Genomic DNA, 18253 nt, shown 5'->3' on the forward strand with positions numbered 1-18253 from the left:
ATGCTTAAAAAACGTACATTTACTGAGCTCGAAAACGCAAATGCGATTCTCAATGGAATGGAAGATTGCTGCGATGAATTCGTTGAAACTTTTGTCGAGTTACATCAGCAACCTATCGATAATGAATATATGTATGATTGGATCATAAGATCTTTGGTGGATGTATCAAAAATCAACCAATCTGTCTTATATATCGCTTGTGGTACTGCAGGTTATTCCCGACTTTTTAAGAATACAAACAGATTTGTAGGATTAGATCTCTCCCAGAAAATGGTTAATGCTGCAAAAAGAATTAATAAAAACCCTAACATTAGTTTTGATTTTTATTGCACACCTCTTGAAAGATTTACAACTGAAGAACGTTTTGACATTATTTATCTCGGCCCTTACGGTAATAATGTTCCCTATTCAGACGAAGCTTTTGAGAAAGCAAAGAACTTATTAGCGCCTGATGGAATGATTTTTTGCACTCTTCCCGATCCTAACATCAATGGATTATGGCAGAAAACCAAAGAATTTATGAAACAGCTTTTGACAAAAGGTGTAATATACCAACATCCCACAACTAAACTTGAAAAAATGCTAAATAAGCATAACCTTGAAGTTTATCTAAAGCTTCGTCTTAAAACCTCGCTGGGACATGCGTTCTGCTATATAGTTAAAAAGAAGTAAGAATGCCTAAAATCTCTGTTATTCTTCCCGTTTATAATGGGGAAGACTATCTTGAAGCCTCAATTCAATCTGTAAGAGATCAAACCTTTATTGATTTTGAACTTATTATAATTGATGATTGCTCGCAAGATAGTTCCAGCCATATTGCACAAGAATTTGCAAAAATTGATCCACGCATTAAATATTTTAGAAATGAAACAAATCTAAAACTTCCCCGGGCATTAAATCGTGGTTTTTCTTTGGCAAGAGGAGACTATTGGACTTGGACTTCTTGTGATAATACTTATAAGCCATTGGCCCTGGAAACTTTGGCAAAATATTTGGATAATCAGCCAGAAATAGATTTTGTTTATTCAGACATGGACCTAATCAATGAAATGGACCAAATCACGGATTTTATCTCAGCCGGTCCAGCTTCTGATATTATTTTCCGTAACGTTGTAGGGGCGTGTTTTATGTATCGTCGTCAAATAGGGGAACAAATAGGCCTGTACAACGATGCTTTATTTTTATGTGAAGACTATGAGTATTGGTTACGGATAGCTTTGCAGAGGAAAATCTTACCCATTCATGAGAATTTGTATCGCTATCGTCGGCACACTAAAAGTCTATCAGAGCAACATCAACAAAAAATTATCGCACGAGGTTTATCCGTACAAAGGAAGTTTGCCCCCTTATTCTTAAAAAGCCGAAAGGATTTCGCTGTATTTTATGCTCATGTCCGCGCCCGAGATGTGTTTAATCCTTTTCGACAATTGTATCTTTTGTATGTTTTATATTATAGCCCCACAATATTCTTTAAAGAATTATTAGGACTGATCAAAAGGCGGTTTTTGTAATGACCCCCATTAAAATTCTTACTGTATTTGGGACCAGGCCAGAGGTTATTAAGCTTATTCCTTTGATAAAAGCATTTGAAAATGACCCTCACATTATTAATATAACTTGTGCCACAACTCAACATCGTGAAATGCAAAATGATCTTTTAGATTTATTTGCAATAACACCTACCTACAACCTGGATGTCATGAAAAATGGACAAGATTTATTTTATATTACAGAAACTATCCTCCATAAACTGAATCCTATTTTGCAAAGAGAGCAACCTGATTTCCTAATTGTTCAAGGAGACACCACCACTGCTTTTGCCGCAGCTCTAAGTGCATTTTATAACAAAATTGCGGTCGTTCATCTTGAAGCAGGCCTTCGCACACGAAACATTTTTTCTCCTTTTCCAGAAGAAGCCAACCGATCACTAATTTCTCGTATTGCTTCTTTACATATGACCCCCACTGATCAGGCAACCCACAATCTTAATAAAGAAGACATAACTCAAGGAGTTTATCAGGTGGGGAATACAATTGTCGATTCTATCTATATGATTCTTGAGCATTTTACAGCTTCAGCCTCTATTAAAGAGTTTGTCGAAACTGATAAGAAGAAAATTTTAGTAACTGCTCATAGGCGGGAAAATTTTGGCATAGGGATCAAATCAATATGTTCTGCCGTACACAAATTATCACAACAATTTCCGGATCATATTTTTATATGGCCAGTGCATCCTAATCCAAACATTAAGCCCGTTGTGGAAAAGCAATTTGAAAATTCAAAAAATGTTTATTTGATAGTACCTTTAGCCTATCCTGATCTTATAAATATTTTGAAAATATCAGATTTGATTCTCTCAGATTCCGGAGGGATTCAAGAAGAAGCTTGCATACTTGGAAAAAGAATTTTGGTTTTAAGGGATGAAACAGAGCGTCCAGAAGTAATTGAATCAGGTTATGGTACTCTAGTGGGTTGCAATGAAGAATTAATTCTAACTCATGCTCAAGCAGCTTTATTAACAAAAGAGTTGTGTTTAAATAATCTTAATCCTCATGTGTTTGGGAAGCGTGGAGTTGCTCAACGCATCCTAACAGCCATAAAAAACTATCAGCTAGATCCTATAAAATGTCCATAGAATTAACTCCTATTATCTATTCTCCTTTTAATTCCAAAGTAGAATTACTACAACAATACTATCAAGCCTATTATGGTACAGATTTTAGTGATCAGAGTATGGCTATTGTATGCGATGGAAAAGCTATAGGATATGTATGTGCTTCAAGCTTAGAGCAAGTCTTGTCGCAGCCTGGCAGTGGGCTTGAAATAATGTTTTCTGATCTAGTCCACTCTTTATCTATGAGTCATTTTAAAGATTTAGTAAAGCTTATTATTAATCATGCAATAAAAAATGATTGTTCACTTATAAAAATAAAAGACAATTTATCTTTAGGTAAGCTCTCTCCTTTAGGGGAAGTGCTGTTTAATGAAAAGTTTCAGAGTAAACTTACATTTGAAATGGTTACTAATTACGAAGAATTCGCCGAAACTACATATTACACTTGTATTCGAAAAAGCTATAAATCATTAATCAACTGGGGTCGGAAGAATCTGAAGATTGATTATATTAATAAGGATAATGCTGATCGAAACTCTTTCAAAACTTTTCAAGAGTTTCACAAGAAAATTTCTGGCCGTGTTACTCGTTCTGATATCAGTTGGAATAAACAATTTGAGATGATTGAAAATGGCATAGGTGAGCTTATTATGGCTTACTTGAATGATGAAGTTGTGGGGGGCTCCCTTTTTATAGATCAACTAGATTATTCTGCTTATTTTACGGGTGTGTATGAAAGAGACCTCTTTCAATACGGATTATCGCATTACTTACTTTATCTTGGTATTGTGCGCTCTTTTGAGCGACGTCAAACTAAATTTTTCTCCTTAGGCCATTTTGATACTGATATCCAAGATCCAAAATGGTATAATATACAATTTTTTAAAAAAGGCTTTGCTTCTGATTTAATCCCTACAGTAATTTGGACAAAAGAAATTAAATAAACTAATGGAAAACTATGACAATAAATCCAGTAAAAAAATTTTATGATCAGAGTTATAATCAACATGGCTTCGAAGCTCAAAGGAAATACCCCAATGAAGAATTATGTAGATTTATGGGGCGAAATTTCTTCTCAGTACCATTTCATGAGCGTAAGGAAAAAAAAATTCTTGAAGTTGGGTGTGGATCGGGTGCCAATTTATGGATGATCGCTCGGGAAGGATTTGATACCTATGGAATTGATCTTTCTGAGCAAGCCTTAGAGTTATGCCAGAAAATGCTTGAATCTTATTCAGTATCAGCCATGTTAGATACACAAGATATGGAGAATTTATTATTTGAAGATAATTTCTTTGCGGGGGTAGTGGATGTATTTTCATCTTACTGCTTGACGAAACAAGAACATCAAAATTTTTTACAGCATATACAACGTATTTTGACACCCAATGGCTTATTTTTTTCATATTTTCCGTCTAAAAAATCGGATGCTTTCACACATTCAGGTAATGCAAATTTTGTGGATAAGGAGACACTTTCAGGTATAGTGCGACCTTCTTCCCCTTTTTTAGGCCAGAATTATAATTTTAGATTTATGCATCCTGAAGAATACAAAGAAAATTTAATAAATTGTGGCTTTCAAGTTTCCTATTTAGAAACAATCCACCGTAGTTATCATAATCAAACGGAACAATTTGAATTTATTGTTGTAGAAGCTCGTAAAATACCTTAGATGCATGTAGTCCTCATTATTTCTTCCCTTTCTGCTGGTGGCGCAGAGCGAGTTTTATCTAGCCTCGCCAACCATTGGTCTAAAAGAGGACATGAGGTAACAATCATTACGCTTGCACAGTCTAATACCCCCCCTTTTTACTCTTTGGCCAAAGAAATTAAACTGAAGCAACTTGGACTAAGCAACTCTACAACATCAATTCCTCACCGGCTTCTTAATATTTTTAAGCGACTTTTAACTTTAAGAAAGACAATTAAAACCCTGTCCCCTGACGTAGTTATTTCCTTTATTAGCTCTATGAATATTACGACATTGCTGGCATCTGGGAGACTAACTGTACCTATTATAGTTTCAGAAAGAACCCATCCCGTTTATCATAAACTCCCTCCTCTCGACACTCTATTACGTCGACTATTGTATCCCAAAGCCACAAAAGTTGTCGTACAAACCCAGAGTGCGGCCGACTATTTTAGGCCCCTTGACAATATTGCTGTGATCCCTAATAGCGTTAGTGTCCCACCGACAATAGCCCAACAGCATTCAGATGTTCATCAAATTATCTCAGTGGGTCGATTGATTCCGTCCAAAGGGTTTAACATCCTTATTCAAGCATTCAGTAAAATTGTACTAGACTTTCCCAACATGAAGCTAACACTCTATGGGGAAGGGGAAGAACGTCAAACCCTGGAAAAACTGGTTGCTGATCTTAATTTAAAGGGTAGAGTTTTTTTACCGGGCCTTACCCAGAACATTCAAGCTAAGCTCGCCGAAGCTGACCTTTTCATCTTTCCTTCTCACTATGAAGGATTCCCTAATGCCTTGTGTGAAGCCATGGCCACTGGCTTGCCTGTTATTGCATCTACCTGTAGTGGAAATGTTGATGTCATCCAAGATGGCGTCAATGGCCGTCTTTTTCCAGTGGGTGATATAGAAAAACTCACCCATCTTATGCATGAGCTTATTCAAGACACTTCCCAGCGACACCGCCTCTCAACAGAGGCTCAAAAAATCACTGATCGTTTAGCGGAAGATAAAATTTATCAGATGTGGGATGACCTTATCTGTAATATTACAGCACCTGCACAATAGCCGCCGTCCCCTTCATTCCCATCATAAATCCTGCCAAGCTTAAGACGACAGTTGTCCCTGCATATATCAAGGCTGCTCTTAGCTGTCCTCCTTCAATCAATCCACCAAAATCGAGGGCAAAGGCAGAAAAAGTTGTAAATCCACCTAAAAAGCCTGACAGCCAAAAATAGCGCACAACCTCTGATGCCTTCCATACAAAAGCCATCAATTCTGTCAATATGCCCATTACGAAGCATCCTATAAAATTGATGACCATGATTGGTAAAGGAAGTCCTATAAAAATTACAGGAATAAAACCAATTAAGAAGACGCGTAATATAGCCCCAGCAGCGCCCCCTATCCCCACAGCTAAATAATGTAAAAGCACTGATTTATCCCTATAAAACAGTATTCCTTATACTTCTTATTATGAAATCAAAAACTTATCTTATTGTACAGGGCAAATTTTGCTCTTTATGATTTCTTAAAAGACAACCTTAAAAGCAGTGGAGAGTGGGATTACACCTGCAGTGTTGCATCTCAGTGGTAGGAAATTATCTATAACAGTCCGTCTGCGTTTCGCTTCGCTTACTTCGACGAGACATCCCCTTCGCAGCTTCTCCTCGACAAATCTCATCGTAGCTATTTCGCAACGAACGTATGGCGTTCTTTGCGAAGCGAAGACGGATGGTCGAGAGAGAGGGATTACACCTGCGGTGTTGCATCTCATCTGTTTTGCTAAGTCGCATCCGCTCTTAAGCATCACAACGATTCACTGTCGAACCCTCCTCGCCAGGTTTTCATCCCTTATCTGCATCTATAAAAATAAAAAAGCCAAAACTCAAGGCTCGCTTTGCTTACAACCTTGACTTTTGGCTTTTCTATTTTTGTGGCGGAGAGAGAGGGATTCGAACCCTCGATACGCGATTAACGTATACACGATTTCCAATCGTGCGCCTTCGACCGCTCGGCCACCTCTCCTGAGTTAGTTTCGAAGATAACCGTTTTTTCCCCTCAGAACAAGAGTTTTTTCATCAAAGCGACTTATCTAAAGCAGGCGTTAAAAATAATTTTTAAAGTTAGAAGCCACCTCTTTCTTACTAATGTCAGGAGAGAAATACGAATTAGCCCTATCTTGCTGACCATCCAACGCATAAACTATTGCTAAATTATGACGAAGGTTCGGGGTTGCTTGGGGGGTATCAGCATACGGAGATAACAAGGATATAGCTTCGTTAGTTTTTCCTGACAATGCTAAGGATAACCCCATGTTTGAGAGAATATTTAAATTAGCCGGCAAGATTGCTAAGGCCTTTTTATAATATGATTGAGCCTCTTCATGCTTATCCTGCATATCCATGCATATTCCTATTCCCGTCATCGCCCATGGATCCGTCGACTTTTGAATTAAGAGTTTTTTATAAACTTTGATGGCTTCATCGGCATTGTTAGCAGCAATATAGGCTTTACCCAGTTCTTCCAAATTTTGGATGGCGTTAGGGTCTTTTCTCAATTCCTCTCTAAAATAGTGGATAGCTGCTTCTGGTTGATGCGACTCTCGCCATGAGCGACTCAAATTCTGCCGAGCCTCCTGATTCGTTGGATCTGCTTCTAAAACCTGACGATATAAACGGGAGGCCATCTCATTATCCCCCGACTTTCGAAGGGAATCGGCCACGCGAACTAAGGCCTCAGGCCCTTGATTTTTCTGAGTTCCTGAACTACAAGCTGCCAAAAGAATCGAGGTAATTACAGTTATCCCCCCTTGCAATTTTAGTTTTTGATTAAACATTGTTAGCCCCCCTGCTTTCCAGCCATGTCTGAAGTTGACTTATACCTAAGTTTACAGCTGATTTCTATTTCAATACAATTACTTGTAAATTTTAAAAAAATTATTTTAAATGTTTGTTAACTTTGAGGGGGCAATACTAAGGGTAGAATAAGGGTTATGCTGACCTGTGTGAGCCTGTGTGTCAATACTATATTCAATATTTATCATTCTAAGCTTACTAGCAGCTCTGTTTGATTTTCTGTTTTATAAAATTCCTAACATTCTGGTATTGGGTCTCTTAATCTTTGCCGTTCCTTTACTGCTTATAGCCCTTAGTTGGGACCAAGTTTGTTTTACCTTTATGGCCAGCGGTATTATGCTGTTCATCTCTTTTGGCTTTTCGATGATGGGATGGATTGGCGCTGGCGATGCAAAATTTTTAACAATATCAACCTTGTGGCTTGTTTCCCTTGATATTTTTAGCTTCATTGCGCTCATGGCCCTCATTGGTGGCGGGCTGACTATAATTTACGTGGCTCTCCCACCCTTTATTGACAAACTTCGATTGAAGATAATTTCTCTCTTAACCCCGATCCTTAAAAAATCAACCTTATGTTCACTTTATATACAAGAACCTTTTGTATTTGCGACAGCAGAGTCTTATCGCCAGACAAAAGTTCCCTATGGAATTGCCATCGTTACTGCCTCAATTTTTATTATCGTGACTCAGTTGGGGGTATAGGCAATGAGATGCAAAAATTCTAGATCATTATTTCTCATCATTACAATCTTTATCGGGTTTATCGTTTTTCTTGCTCTCTTATTAGGCGGTGGCGAAAAGAAAGAAGAGCAAAAACCCCAAACTGTTCAGGTCCTGGCAGCAGCTGAAAATATGGATATTGGCAGCGTCATTAATGTTGCCAAAATGCAATGGATTGATATTCCCATCGCCGGTATGAAAGACAATTACATCTCAAAACAAAATGCGGAACTTACTCAAAAAATTGATAAATCTGTAGTAAAGAAATCGATCACCAAAGATGAAATCATTGATACCACCACCCTAATCGACACCCATGGCCGCAGTGCTCTTTCTGCAGTTATTCAAGACGGCATGCGCGCTGTTACAATTCCCTATACCACATTAGCCAACGCCCCCTCCCTCATTGCGCCTGGCGATATTATTGATATTATTCTCCCCAAACGCGCGGAGATCAATAAGGACGACTACTTCGGGGAGACAATTCTTCAAAACATTAAAGTTTTAGCCGTTGATAATTCCTTAAAGAAAACAGATGGAGCGGATACGACGGTCACGCCCCCTAAAAGTATTTCTCTCGAGGTCAGTGCAAAGCAAGCCGCAACCCTAGCAGCCTCTATCCGGGATGGGCAAGTGGTGGTCAGTATGCACAGTGTTTTCACAAAAGATGTAAAGCCAGCTTCTATTAAAACATCAACCGACCTTCCGACACAACCGCCTGAAAGCCAAGTGGTGGATGTGTTTCGGGGTACTGAAAAAAGTCAAGTAACCTTTGAAATTCAAGATCCAGCAAAAAAGTCAGATCATAAATAGAATACGACAGATGATGATATATAAAACGATACTAGCAATCTTAATAACTGGAATGGTCTCGAGCTCCCAAGCAGGTCAAACCGTTGTTATTGAAGAGAGTGGCTCTAAGCTTATTGAATTGACCGAACCCATTAAGGAAGTTTTTGTTGCTGATCCCACAATCGCGGATGTTCAAGTGAGTAGCGGCACAAATATTAATATATTAGGAAAGAAATCAGGAACCACAACGGTGGTGGTGACCAATCATCAGTATATACCAATTTCCAAATTAACTGTACAAGTTCGGCACAATCTCACGGAACTCAAGCAAGTGACACAAAAAATATTTCCAGAAGAAAAAATTCAATTTGACTCGACGCCATCCAGCATTATTGTCAAGGGTGAAGCATCCTCGCCCGCCGTCGCACAACAAATTGAAAGTATCGCTGCTGATTTCGCTCATAAAGGACAAAATGTCAGAAACCTTGCTTCCGTGAATACCTCCACCCAAGTGCTACTAAAAGTTAAGGTTGCGGAAGTTCAACGCAGTATTCTCAACAGTTTTGCCATTAATTGGTCCGCTTTAATCAATAATACCCATGGATTAAGTTATGGAATTTTGAATGGGCGCGACGCTTACTCCTCAGGCTTTACCCGTGCGGGTTCTGTCGGAGAAGTAGTACCGGGGGCTTATGGGATTCATCATAACAATGGCAGTCGCGGCAGTTATACAGCTCTGCTTGATGCCCTGAATTCAGAAGGGTTGGGAACGGTCCTGGTGGAACCGAACTTGATTACCCTGTCGGGGGAAACAGCAAGTTTCTTGGTCGGTGGTGAATTTCCCCATCCTGTTCCACAAAATCAAAACGTTACCATCGAATTCAAAAAATTTGGTATCAGTTTATCATTTACGCCAACCGTCTTGTCAGAAGATCAAATCTTCTTAAAGGTTCGCCCCGAAGTGAGTGAACTGGATAAAGAAAATACGCTTAGCTTTTTGGTTGCAGAAAATAGAACAGTCGAGTTACCGGGAATTAAAACCAGTGTGGTTGAAACCACTGTTGAATTAGGCAGCGGCCAAAGTCTACCCATTGCTGGCCTTTTATCCTCCAGTCTTGTCAACAACTATGCGGATCTCCCCGGATTGGCTAATATTCCAGTCATTGGTAGCTTGTTCCGGTCAACTCAATTCCAACGCAAACAAACAGAGCTTGTGGTCATCGTAACACCTCATATTATTAAACCAACCTCAGAGCCCAATGCATTGAAACTCCCAACCGACAAATTACGCCCCGCCTCGGCTTTAGAATCTCTTTTATACAAACGATTGAATCGTCCCGGCGTTGGAACAGAAAACATCAATATGGTTGAAGCTGACAGACTTTATGGAGCAGCTGGATTTAATGTGGAAGGATAAAATATAAAATGCGTGGATCGAATTTAATAGCTCTTTTATCTTTAGCTTTCTTAGCAAGCTGCAATATTCCTGATAAACAGGATCATCATATAACTTGGAAAGAAGGCACCAGAAGCAATAATGTGACCCTAAACATAGGCTTTGGATCAAAGCGCACAAGCTTAAAGATTAGTGAAAGACGCATCTTGAAAGAGCTTTATGACTCTTTTAAATCGGATCGCACCATTTATGCCAGGATTTATGTCGAAGATCGCAGTTTGCACAAAATGTCGAGAAAGTCCTTTAAGAGGATTAGCTCACTCAAAGCATCCCTAAGAACTTTTGGTATTCAGCCCAAGAATATATCCGTATTTTCTTGGCCTGAGGTTGAATTCGGAGAAAGCAAACCGGATACAGTTGTTGTCATGATTGAAAATCGGCGATTGATGCCTGAAAATTGCCCCGGTTGGAAACAATCCATCGACAGCAATACGCCGCCAGAAGGGGAAATCGATTTTGGCTGTGCCAATGCCTTTAACATCGCCAGGCTTGTTAAGGATAGCGACACTCTGATCCAAGGTAAAGAACTCGTGTCTCGCGATTCAAGCGCTAAAATTAGAGCTGTCGCCCAATATCAGCAAAGCAAAGTTAAAGATCTTAAAATAGCAAAAGCCTCTGCTGATACGCACAGTACACCGTAATAGAGAGAAGACGGTTAATGACTCAAATGGACGCCATGCAACCCCGTTGTTTAGCGTGCTACCTTCTTGAAGAAGCAACGTAATCAGAGAGGACGCCCAACCATGGGAAAGACTGTGTCCCACACATAGCTTATGTCGTACTCGACGACTTGGCCTGCGGTCCCAAAAGAGCCTGTCACACCTTGATCAACATCCCATATCCCGTTACCATTGACCTCTGTATAGGGTTCTCCCTTATCGTAGATTCCATTATTATTGGTATCGGTAAAAGGTTCAGGGTTATTCACCCCCGCCAAATTTGGATAAGATTTCACGGTAATTTTAACTTTATTGGGATCCATCACCCCCCACTGTAAGTCCGAATCACACTCAAAACTTTGTTTTGAATAGCTTGCTCACGCGTGACACCGCTGGTTGTTTGACCAGTGATACCTAGGCGAGAAGCTTCCCTGGCGGACGTATCCAAAGCGTTTTGCACCAACAAAATTAAACCAATCTGTAAAGCGGCAAATAAAGCAAGAATGAAAAAAGGGGCCACTAAAGCAAACTCGACAATACTTGTGCCACTTTCACGCCCCATGATTGAACGAAATTTCAATTGGCTCTCCCCTTCAAGCTTGGACAATAGCAACAGCCCCCAAGCGATTACCATTGTCTTCGGTTGAACCTTTGTTGGGTTTAATTGAGCGCAATAACGACTTTCTGGAAAGCGGCTTGGATTTTTGTCCCAAGAGTTGTTACAATCGCAATTGCAATAGCGGCAATCAAAGCAATAAGAATACCATATTCTGCAAGGGATGCGCCGTCTTCGTTCTTTATAAAATCTGTAATTAGCTTTTTCATAGCCTACCTCCCTAAAAAACTAAGCCCCTTCCTAAAGATAGAATGATCTAGCCCATAGTCAATGAAGAGAAGGGAAATATTTTAATTATATTTTTTATATTTTTAGGTTAATGGCATAAAAAAAGCGACCTATAGGTCGCTTTTTAAATAGCTTTAGAAAGCTATCAATTAGCCTTGACGCGCTTTGAAACGTGGATTTTGCTTATTGATAACGTATGTCCGTCCACGCCGACGAACAACTTTACAGCCCTTATGACGCTCTTTTAGAGTCTTGATTGAATTGGCAATTTTCATTTTCGAAAACCTTTTTAAAACAATTAGTACAATTAATACAAGGGTAAGGCCTGCTTGTCAAGTTTTTCCATAGGATCAGATTAACTTTTTGCTTCAAGGACCTTTAGAAATTCATTAATATTTCCATTCTTTTGACTCAAAAGACTATTGTAATCATCGCGTAAGGTTACGCTCATGCTGATGCCATCGACAGTTACATCTTGAATCTTATCTTTCATAACTCGCCATTCCACATCTGTTTTTGGTCCACCTGGCTTTTGAATCGTCGATTTGACAAATTCGGCTCCAGATCGTTGGCTAATCTCACCCACCTCAAATTTTACGCCCCGATACTCACGAAATCGACTTGCATAAGCCTTTTTTAAACGATTCTTAAAGATCTTCATAAATCGATCTTGCTGATCAGGGATTGCTTGTTTCCAATAACGCCCCATCACAAAACTAGCAATGTGGGGAATATCAAACCCTTCGTCTAATAATTTAACAAAACTGGTTTCAATTTGATCAAGAGACTCGTTGCTGTTGGTTAAGGTTTGAATGGCTCTATTTCCCAACTCGTTTATAAATGATCTAGAATCACAATAGCCAGCACCAATCATCATGAGGAGTATGGCAATTATTGCTGTTATTTTTTTCATAGGTCATCCTTATAAAATATTAGGTCTATAGATTATATATAGACCTAAGAAATTAAGAACTGGTAAATGATCAAGCCATTGCCTTTAACATTCCAAAACTAACGAGAGAGAGACCTGGCTCGGAGGATAGGGAATGGTTCCTCTTTAAGATTCTTCAAGCCTATTATCCCCTGGTTCAGGGAGGCTAAAGAACTCAGAAAATAGAAGATTATTCACATTTTCTTATTTTTTGAGGAGAGCGGTTTTCCCCTTCTTACCAAGATTTTTCATAGGATCAGATTAACCTTTTGCCTCAAGAACTTTGAGAAATTCATCAATATTTCCGTTCTTTTGACTCAACAAGCTATTGTAATCATCGCGCAAGGTCACACTCATGCTGATCCCATCGACAGTTACATCCTGAATCTTATCTTTCATAACGCGCCATTCAACATCTGTTTTTGGCCCACCCGGCTTCTGGATCGTCGATTTGACAAACTCGGCTCCTGCTCTTTGATTAACTTCACCCACCTCAAATTTTACACCCCGATATTCACGAAACCGACATGTATAAGCCCTTTTTAAACGATTCTTAAAGATCTTCATAAATCGATCTTGTTGCACAGAGGTTGCTTGTTTCCAATAACGTCCCATAACAAAATTGGCAATGTGAGGAATATCAAATCCTTCATCTAATAACTTAACAAAACGAGTTTCAATTTGATCAAGAGAATCATTGCTGTTGGTGAGGGTTTGAATGGCTCGGGTTCCCAAATCATTTATAAATGATTTAGAATCACAATATCCCGTGCCAATCATGGCTGTCAGGAAGACAATTATTGTTGTGATTTTTTTCATTTCCTAGTTCATCCTTATAAAATATAGCCCTATAGGTTACATATAGCCTTGAAAATTGTTAAATTATTAGATCTGATTAATTTACTTCAGGCTTTTAATTGTATAGGTTGGCTGAATATCCATGCTTTCTTTTAATAAGCCTGATATTCCCTCTTGAACAAACAATGTCGCAATTCCAAACTCATGCCCACCTTTTATGTCCGTTCCAAGTGTATCACCAATCATCAGTATCCGCTCTTTATTTTTGCATGCTTGAGGGTACATTTTTTGAGCATACTCAAAAATGACGCGATTTGGTTTCCCAATCCGAATGGCCTTTCCCCCGAATTTCTGTTCTAAGCGTCGGGCAAAATAGCCCGCTGTCTTTCTTAAGCTTTGATCCTGTTTTGCATGAATATCGGGATTGGGGCAATAGACAAGCATCTGGCGGTCAGCCATAATTTTCAGATCCGAGTCAAATTGTAAATCATCTTCATTCTCTTCTAAGAAACAACTGAGCACCACAAAATCACTGTGCTCCATATGATCAGTTTTCACCATACCGAGACCACTCAAGAGATCTTGATTACGGGCTTGCCCTAGATGGTAAACTTTCTGTCCCTGGTGTTGTTCTCGTAAAATATGACGCATGACATCGCCGGATGTTACCACCTGGGGCTCCTCCCCTGCGACGCCGAGTTCTTTTAAGGTGCTCTTAACAAAGGTGCTCGAGCGAGGATTATTAGAGACAAAGATAATAGATTTACCTTGTTTTTTGAGGGTATTTAGCGCAGCAATCGCCTCTGGGAAGGGATGTTTACCATCATAAATTACCCCCCAAATATCAACCAAAAAAGTATCATAGCCATCGGCAATATTGAAAATTGATTCAAGTTCCATAATTCCTCTCTTTCCTTTAGGTATTATGAGGTCGTAGGAAACAGATCTTAATAGCTCCATAGACACGCTCATCGATAATAACAATCATCGATAGCAGGGGTGTTAAATCTGTTCTTACGTCGGTTTCATAAATGATTATTGTATTCTTATTAATCCAACCTTGTGTTTGCAAATACGGAATAGCCGTAAATTCTAGCCCTTTACCATAGGGGGGATCCAGAAATATCAAATCCATAGGTTGGGAAGCTCTTTTGATCTTCATCAGGTCCCCACGAATCAACTCAATCTGGCTCTTATCAGCTAATACCTCAATATTTTTTTGTAGAATTTTAGCAACCCCAACTTGTTGTTCCACAAACGTTACGTGAATAGCCCCTCGAGACAGAGCTTCCAATCCCATCGCCCCACTTCCCGCAAACCCATCAAGCACTTGACTCCCTTGCAATTTTACCTCAGGGTGGTGCGTTAAAATATTAAAAACAGCCTCTCGAATCCGATCCGTTGTCGGCCGCGTATATGCCTCATCAGGAAGCGTAAGTTTGCGCCCTCTATTTTTTCCGCCAATGATGCGCATTAGACTTAGCCTTCGGTTGACTCTTAAGAGGTTGGGTTGAGCGGGGCTTTGGTTGGGGCTTAAGAGATTGCTTTAAATGAGGAAATTGTTTAGCAAACATACTAAATGGAATTTCCCACAAATCATTGGGTTGCTTTTTTTCTAACGAAAATGCCCCATACGCCACTCGAATTAATCGGTTTACATGCAATCCAAGGTGCTGCATCACGCGGCGAATTTCTCTATTTTTACCTTCATACAGCGTTACAAACAGCCAACAATTTCGCCCCTTTGGCTCATCCATATCGACATCAATTTGACCATAGTTTACTCCATCGATGCTAATTCCATTTTTAAGCTCGGCCATCACTCTTGGATCAACCTCTCCATATACCCGAACCCGATAACGCCGGGGCCATTTGGTCGCGGGTAATTCTGCATACCGCGCCATGGCACTATCCGTTGTCAGCAAGATTAAGCCTTCAGAATTTAAATCAAGGCGACCAATGGAAATAACCCGCGGCATACTTTCTGGCAATTGTTCAAAAACCGTGGGCCTTCCTTGAGGATCCTTATGGGTGGTGATAATTCCTGTGGGTTTATAATACCCCCACAATTGGGGTTTTTGAACTTCCGGTAACATCTTACCATCAACAAAAATTTTATTGTTGGCTGATACATCCAAGGCAGGCGAGGTAATGAGGCTGCCATCCACACTGACGCGTCCGCTTTCTATCCAGCGTTCAGCTTCCCGCCGAGAACATAAACCGGCGGCGGCAATTCTTTTCGCAATTCTTTCTTTATCTTGGGTCACGTTGTGGCTGCTTTTATAAAATGTTTAAAGATTGATCGGTCTAACTCACTGATATGGAATTCTGGATGCCACTGCAAGCCCATAGCAAACTGAGCAGGGTGATTTAATTCAATCCCTTCAATAATACCATCACTGGCTTTAGAATTCATAATAAAACCGGGGGCGACTTTTCGAACGGCTTGGTGATGCGCACTGTTCACAGCCACCCGGATCTCACCATTGGCAAGTTTATGGAGGAATGTTTCAGGAATAATTTCAATCTCATGACCCGGTTCATGACGCGGATTGGGTTGCTCATGAGCTAAACAATTCTCAATTTCTGCAGGAATATGCTGAATCAATGTTCCCCCAAAAATTACATTCATCAACTGCATTCCGCCACAGATACCTAAAATAGGCTTACCCTGTTCCTTAATAAGCTTGGTAATCGCAAATTCAAACTCTGTCCGATCTGGCTTAACTTTCACTGTCTCATGGGATGTAGTTTCTCCATAATGACTTGGGCAAATATCAAAGAATCCACCCGGAATCAATAGGCCGTCAATCAGAGAAGCATATTCCTGAAGTAAATTGTAGGAATATGGCAATAATAAAGGGACACCCCCAGCTGCCACAACGGCATCCACATAATTATAGCGAATGGCATACCAAGGGTAACGCGAATAACTGCCGCCAATATCTGAATCTAGCGTAATACCAATAACAGGTTTGCGTGTCATCTTCTGACCTCTCTACAGAATAAATTTTGATAAATCTGCATTTTGTGCCAAATGGCCAACTCTTGACTGCACATCGGCTGCTGTAATTTCAACAGACTGACCATTCATATCAGGTGCTTTAAAGCTAATATCTTCCACGAGTTTTTCCATAATTGTGTGCAGACGACGAGCACCGATATTTTCCACATCACGATTCACATCAGCCGCTAAGGTTGCAATAGCTTCTACGGAATCGGGCGCAAAATTTAAGCTCACTGATTCCGTTGCCATCATGGCTTTGGCTTGAACAATCAAATTTGCCTCAGGTTCCATCAGGATTCGCACAAAATCGTCTTTGGTCAACGCACTTAATTCCACTCGAATCGGTAAGCGCCCTTGCAATTCAGGCAATAAATCCGACGGTTTAGAAAGATGAAATGCCCCCGAGGTGACGAATAAAATATGATCCGTCTTAACTGTCCCATGCTTGGTGGCAACACTGGTTCCTTCAATTAACGGCAATAAATCACGTTGAACCCCTTCCCGGCTCACATCCCCCCCGGATCGTTCACTGCGTACACAAATCTTATCAATTTCATCTAAGAAAACAATACCGTTTTGCTCAACCGCTTCAATAGCTTCTTTTGTCACACGCTCTTGATCCAAAAGTTTATCACTTTCCTCAGATGTCAAAACTTCGAGTGCTTCCACAACTTTCATTTTCTTTGTTTTAGTGCGGCTCCCAAAGGATTTACCCAAAATATCTCCTAAATTAATCATACCCATTTGAGCTCCTGGCATTCCAGGCACGTCAAAAGACGGCATATGGGCACTGGAAGTATCCGCCACCTCCACATCAATTTCTTTATTATCCAATTGGCCATCCAGTAACATGGAACGGAATTTCTGTCGGGTCTCTGCGCCAGCGGTGTCCCCAACCAAGGCGTCCAGAACGCGCTCCTCTGCATGAACAGCGGCCTTAGCCTCGACCTCTTTTTTAAGTCGATCCCGGGTCATATGCAGAGAAATTTCAACTAAATCACGAATGATTTGCTCTACATCCCGGCCTACGTAACCAATTTCAGTGAACTTAGTTGCCTCAACTTTTAAGAATGGTGCATTGGCTAATTTTGCTAAACGGCGCGCAATTTCGGTCTTACCACAGCCGGTTGGCCCGATCATCAAAATATTTTTAGGCAGAACTTCATCCTTAAGATCAGGGGTCAATTGCATGCGACGCCAACGATTGCGCAAGGCAATAGCAACCGCACGTTTGGCATTTTGCTGTCCAACAATGAACCGATCCAGCTCACTGACAATTTCACGAGGGGTTAGGTTTGTCATAGGGAAATACTCTCCAGCACAATATTATTATTAGTATAGATACAAATGTCTGCTGCAATCTTAAGCGATTTACGGGCCACATCTTCGGCTGTTAAGCCGTCAATGTCATGCAAAGCCCGAGCCGCCGATAAAGCAAAAGATCCGCCAGACCCAATCCCCATCAACCCATCTTCGGGTTCCAACACATCACCATTTCCAGTTAAGATCAAACTTGTCGTTTTATCAGCGACCGCCATCATGGCTTCTAAACGACGAAGATAACGATCAGTTCGCCAATCTTTTGCCAATTCAACACATGCCCGGGTTAGTTGAGCGGGATATTGTTCCAGCTTAGCCTCTAACCGTTCAAACAAGGTGAATGCATCCGCTGTCGCGCCGGCAAAGCCAGCGATGACATGCCCCCCTGCCAAACGACGTACCTTACGAGCTTGTGATTTTATGACAGCATTTCCCAACGTCACTTGACCATCACCAGCGATGACAACTTGGTGACCTTTGCGCACACTAATTATTGTTGTCCCCCGCCATTGTGGCATCGAAGAGGTTGATTCCATCATAAACTCCTGCAATTATAGTCAA

At 40.4% G+C, this 18253-nt stretch carries 24 protein-coding genes and 1 tRNA gene; 10 read left to right on the forward strand and 15 right to left on the reverse strand.

All coding sequences use genetic code 11. The annotated features are described in order from the left end of the window. From ID47_RS09140 to ID47_RS09165, 6 genes are read left to right on the forward strand one after another with little or no spacing between them, the layout of a single operon-like run. On the forward strand, nt 1–672 hold the full coding sequence (locus ID47_RS09140) for a class I SAM-dependent methyltransferase (protein WP_038465797.1): 672 nt from the start codon (nt 1–3) through the stop codon (nt 670–672). A gap of 2 nt (nt 673–674) precedes the next feature. Then, nucleotides 675–1511 carry a glycosyltransferase family 2 protein gene (locus tag ID47_RS09145; RefSeq protein WP_038465799.1) on the forward strand — a complete coding sequence of 279 codons (837 nt, stop codon included), beginning with the start codon at nt 675–677 and terminating at the stop codon, nt 1509–1511. Beyond that, complete coding sequence (wecB, locus tag ID47_RS09150; RefSeq protein ID WP_051908798.1) at nt 1511–2635, forward strand: non-hydrolyzing UDP-N-acetylglucosamine 2-epimerase; 1125 nt, start codon at nt 1511–1513, stop codon at nt 2633–2635. Before ID47_RS09145 ends, wecB begins: the two co-directional genes overlap by 1 nt. Next, nucleotides 2626–3558: a hypothetical protein gene (locus ID47_RS09155; RefSeq protein ID WP_038465802.1), complete on the forward strand. Its 933-nt coding sequence runs from the start codon at nt 2626–2628 to the stop codon at nt 3556–3558. The genes wecB and ID47_RS09155 overlap by 10 nt, the downstream gene beginning before the upstream one ends. A gap of 14 nt (nt 3559–3572) precedes the next feature. After that, entirely contained in the window at nt 3573–4286 is a 714-nt protein-coding gene (locus ID47_RS12040) for a class I SAM-dependent methyltransferase (protein ID WP_051908799.1), read from the forward strand. Continuing rightward, on the forward strand, nt 4287–5375 hold the full coding sequence (locus ID47_RS09165; RefSeq protein ID WP_038465805.1) for a glycosyltransferase family 4 protein: 1089 nt from the start codon (nt 4287–4289) through the stop codon (nt 5373–5375). On the opposite strand, the gene ID47_RS09170 is transcribed toward ID47_RS09165, so the two are convergent. The 3 genes from ID47_RS09170 to ID47_RS09180 form a co-directional block, all read right to left on the reverse strand. Beyond that, nucleotides 5356–5742 carry a fluoride efflux transporter FluC gene (locus tag ID47_RS09170; protein WP_038465808.1) on the reverse strand — a complete coding sequence of 129 codons (387 nt, stop codon included), beginning with the start codon at nt 5740–5742 and terminating at the stop codon, nt 5356–5358. The genes ID47_RS09165 and ID47_RS09170 overlap by 20 nt on opposite strands. A 502-nt stretch (nt 5743–6244) precedes the next feature. Then, a tRNA-Ser gene (locus tag ID47_RS09175) sits at nt 6245–6335 on the reverse strand. Nucleotides 6336–6414: 79 nt separating this feature from the next. Further along, nucleotides 6415–7146 carry a tetratricopeptide repeat protein gene (locus ID47_RS09180; RefSeq protein WP_038465810.1) on the reverse strand — a complete coding sequence of 244 codons (732 nt, stop codon included), beginning with the start codon at nt 7144–7146 and terminating at the stop codon, nt 6415–6417. Nucleotides 7147–7324: 178 nt separating this feature from the next. On the opposite strand from ID47_RS09180, the gene ID47_RS12045 reads away from it, so the two are divergent. The 4 genes from ID47_RS12045 to ID47_RS09200 are packed head-to-tail and all read left to right on the forward strand — an operon-like array spanning nt 7325 to nt 10774. After that, nucleotides 7325–7867, forward strand: a complete 543-nt coding sequence (locus ID47_RS12045) for an A24 family peptidase (RefSeq protein WP_051908800.1) — start codon at nt 7325–7327, stop codon at nt 7865–7867. 3 nt (nt 7868–7870) lie between these two features. Then, entirely contained in the window at nt 7871–8698 is an 828-nt protein-coding gene (gene cpaB, locus ID47_RS09190; protein ID WP_038465812.1) for a Flp pilus assembly protein CpaB, read from the forward strand. Nucleotides 8699–8708: 10 nt separating this feature from the next. Further along, nucleotides 8709–10094, forward strand: coding sequence for a type II and III secretion system protein family protein (locus tag ID47_RS09195; RefSeq protein ID WP_038465814.1), 1386 nt, complete (start codon nt 8709–8711; stop codon nt 10092–10094). An 8-nt stretch (nt 10095–10102) separates the two neighbouring features. Continuing rightward, the gene (locus ID47_RS09200) at nt 10103–10774 is read left to right on the forward strand and encodes a CpaD family pilus assembly lipoprotein (RefSeq protein WP_038465817.1); all 672 of its coding nucleotides are present in this window, start codon (nt 10103–10105) and stop codon (nt 10772–10774) included. 83 nt (nt 10775–10857) lie between these two features. On the opposite strand, the gene ID47_RS09205 is transcribed toward ID47_RS09200, so the two are convergent. From ID47_RS09205 to hslV, 12 genes are all read right to left on the reverse strand, one after another. Then, nucleotides 10858–11115, reverse strand: a complete 258-nt coding sequence (locus ID47_RS09205) for a hypothetical protein (protein WP_038465819.1) — start codon at nt 11113–11115, stop codon at nt 10858–10860. Beyond that, complete coding sequence (locus ID47_RS09210) at nt 11115–11372, reverse strand: TadE/TadG family type IV pilus assembly protein (RefSeq protein ID WP_198022282.1); 258 nt, start codon at nt 11370–11372, stop codon at nt 11115–11117. Before ID47_RS09210 ends, ID47_RS09205 begins: the two co-directional genes overlap by 1 nt. Nucleotides 11373–11452: 80 nt before the next feature. Beyond that, the gene (locus ID47_RS12490; RefSeq protein ID WP_075261594.1) at nt 11453–11617 is read right to left on the reverse strand and encodes a Flp family type IVb pilin; all 165 of its coding nucleotides are present in this window, start codon (nt 11615–11617) and stop codon (nt 11453–11455) included. Between the two features lie 168 nt (nt 11618–11785). Continuing rightward, nucleotides 11786–11911 (reverse strand): type B 50S ribosomal protein L36, encoded by a 126-nt coding sequence (gene ykgO / locus ID47_RS12495; RefSeq protein WP_010300349.1) that lies wholly within the window; start codon nt 11909–11911, stop codon nt 11786–11788. 80 nt (nt 11912–11991) lie between these two features. Continuing rightward, nucleotides 11992–12549 (reverse strand): MlaC/ttg2D family ABC transporter substrate-binding protein, encoded by a 558-nt coding sequence (locus ID47_RS09215; RefSeq protein ID WP_038465823.1) that lies wholly within the window; start codon nt 12547–12549, stop codon nt 11992–11994. A 279-nt stretch (nt 12550–12828) separates the two neighbouring features. Beyond that, a complete protein-coding gene (locus ID47_RS09220) occupies nt 12829–13386 on the reverse strand; it encodes an MlaC/ttg2D family ABC transporter substrate-binding protein (protein WP_038465827.1) in 558 nt (185 codons plus the stop codon). Between the two features lie 81 nt (nt 13387–13467). Beyond that, a complete protein-coding gene (locus tag ID47_RS09225; protein WP_038465830.1) occupies nt 13468–14265 on the reverse strand; it encodes a TIGR01459 family HAD-type hydrolase in 798 nt (265 codons plus the stop codon). Between the two features lie 16 nt (nt 14266–14281). Continuing rightward, nucleotides 14282–14839, reverse strand: a complete 558-nt coding sequence (gene rsmD, locus ID47_RS09230) for a 16S rRNA (guanine(966)-N(2))-methyltransferase RsmD (protein ID WP_038465833.1) — start codon at nt 14837–14839, stop codon at nt 14282–14284. Beyond that, nucleotides 14814–15632 (reverse strand): pseudouridine synthase, encoded by an 819-nt coding sequence (locus ID47_RS09235; protein WP_084676006.1) that lies wholly within the window; start codon nt 15630–15632, stop codon nt 14814–14816. Before ID47_RS09235 ends, rsmD begins: the two co-directional genes overlap by 26 nt. Then, nucleotides 15629–16351 (reverse strand): gamma-glutamyl-gamma-aminobutyrate hydrolase family protein, encoded by a 723-nt coding sequence (locus ID47_RS09240; protein WP_038465836.1) that lies wholly within the window; start codon nt 16349–16351, stop codon nt 15629–15631. The genes ID47_RS09235 and ID47_RS09240 overlap by 4 nt, the downstream gene beginning before the upstream one ends. A 12-nt stretch (nt 16352–16363) precedes the next feature. Next, nucleotides 16364–17674 carry an ATP-dependent protease ATPase subunit HslU gene (gene hslU / locus ID47_RS09245; RefSeq protein ID WP_038465839.1) on the reverse strand — a complete coding sequence of 437 codons (1311 nt, stop codon included), beginning with the start codon at nt 17672–17674 and terminating at the stop codon, nt 16364–16366. Next, entirely contained in the window at nt 17671–18228 is a 558-nt protein-coding gene (gene hslV, locus ID47_RS09250) for an ATP-dependent protease subunit HslV (RefSeq protein WP_038465842.1), read from the reverse strand. The genes hslU and hslV overlap by 4 nt, the downstream gene beginning before the upstream one ends. Nucleotides 18229–18253: the final 25 nt, after the last annotated feature.

Origin of the sequence: Candidatus Paracaedibacter acanthamoebae, assembly GCF_000742835.1 — a bacterium.
In the GTDB taxonomy this organism is placed as follows: Bacteria; Pseudomonadota; Alphaproteobacteria; order Paracaedibacterales; family Paracaedibacteraceae; genus Paracaedibacter; species Paracaedibacter acanthamoebae.

Excerpts from the sequence above, each read along its gene's own strand:
- ID47_RS09140 (WP_038465797.1), top strand. The coding sequence starts at position 1 with ATGCTTAAAAAACGTACATTTACTGAGCTCGAAAACGCAAATGCGATT.
- ID47_RS09145 (WP_038465799.1), top strand. The coding sequence starts at position 675 with ATGCCTAAAATCTCTGTTATTCTTCCCGTTTATAATGGGGAAGACTAT.
- wecB (WP_051908798.1), top strand. The coding sequence starts at position 1,511 with ATGACCCCCATTAAAATTCTTACTGTATTTGGGACCAGGCCAGAGGTT.
- ID47_RS09155 (WP_038465802.1), top strand. The coding sequence starts at position 2,626 with ATGTCCATAGAATTAACTCCTATTATCTATTCTCCTTTTAATTCCAAA.
- ID47_RS12040 (WP_051908799.1), top strand. The coding sequence starts at position 3,573 with ATGACAATAAATCCAGTAAAAAAATTTTATGATCAGAGTTATAATCAA.
- ID47_RS09165 (WP_038465805.1), top strand. The coding sequence starts at position 4,287 with ATGCATGTAGTCCTCATTATTTCTTCCCTTTCTGCTGGTGGCGCAGAG.
- ID47_RS09180 (WP_038465810.1), bottom strand. The coding sequence starts at position 7,146 with ATGTTTAATCAAAAACTAAAATTGCAAGGGGGGATAACTGTAATTACC.
- cpaB (WP_038465812.1), top strand. The coding sequence starts at position 7,871 with ATGAGATGCAAAAATTCTAGATCATTATTTCTCATCATTACAATCTTT.
- ID47_RS09195 (WP_038465814.1), top strand. The coding sequence starts at position 8,709 with ATGATGATATATAAAACGATACTAGCAATCTTAATAACTGGAATGGTC.
- ID47_RS09200 (WP_038465817.1), top strand. The coding sequence starts at position 10,103 with ATGCGTGGATCGAATTTAATAGCTCTTTTATCTTTAGCTTTCTTAGCA.
- ID47_RS09205 (WP_038465819.1), bottom strand. The coding sequence starts at position 11,115 with ATGGATCCCAATAAAGTTAAAATTACCGTGAAATCTTATCCAAATTTG.
- ID47_RS12490 (WP_075261594.1), bottom strand. The coding sequence starts at position 11,617 with ATGAAAAAGCTAATTACAGATTTTATAAAGAACGAAGACGGCGCATCC.
- ykgO (WP_010300349.1), bottom strand. The coding sequence starts at position 11,911 with ATGAAAATTGCCAATTCAATCAAGACTCTAAAAGAGCGTCATAAGGGC.
- ID47_RS09215 (WP_038465823.1), bottom strand. The coding sequence starts at position 12,549 with ATGAAAAAAATAACAGCAATAATTGCCATACTCCTCATGATGATTGGT.
- ID47_RS09220 (WP_038465827.1), bottom strand. The coding sequence starts at position 13,386 with ATGAAAAAAATCACAACAATAATTGTCTTCCTGACAGCCATGATTGGC.
- ID47_RS09225 (WP_038465830.1), bottom strand. The coding sequence starts at position 14,265 with ATGGAACTTGAATCAATTTTCAATATTGCCGATGGCTATGATACTTTT.
- rsmD (WP_038465833.1), bottom strand. The coding sequence starts at position 14,839 with ATGCGCATCATTGGCGGAAAAAATAGAGGGCGCAAACTTACGCTTCCT.
- ID47_RS09240 (WP_038465836.1), bottom strand. The coding sequence starts at position 16,351 with ATGACACGCAAACCTGTTATTGGTATTACGCTAGATTCAGATATTGGC.
- hslU (WP_038465839.1), bottom strand. The coding sequence starts at position 17,674 with ATGACAAACCTAACCCCTCGTGAAATTGTCAGTGAGCTGGATCGGTTC.
- hslV (WP_038465842.1), bottom strand. The coding sequence starts at position 18,228 with ATGGAATCAACCTCTTCGATGCCACAATGGCGGGGGACAACAATAATT.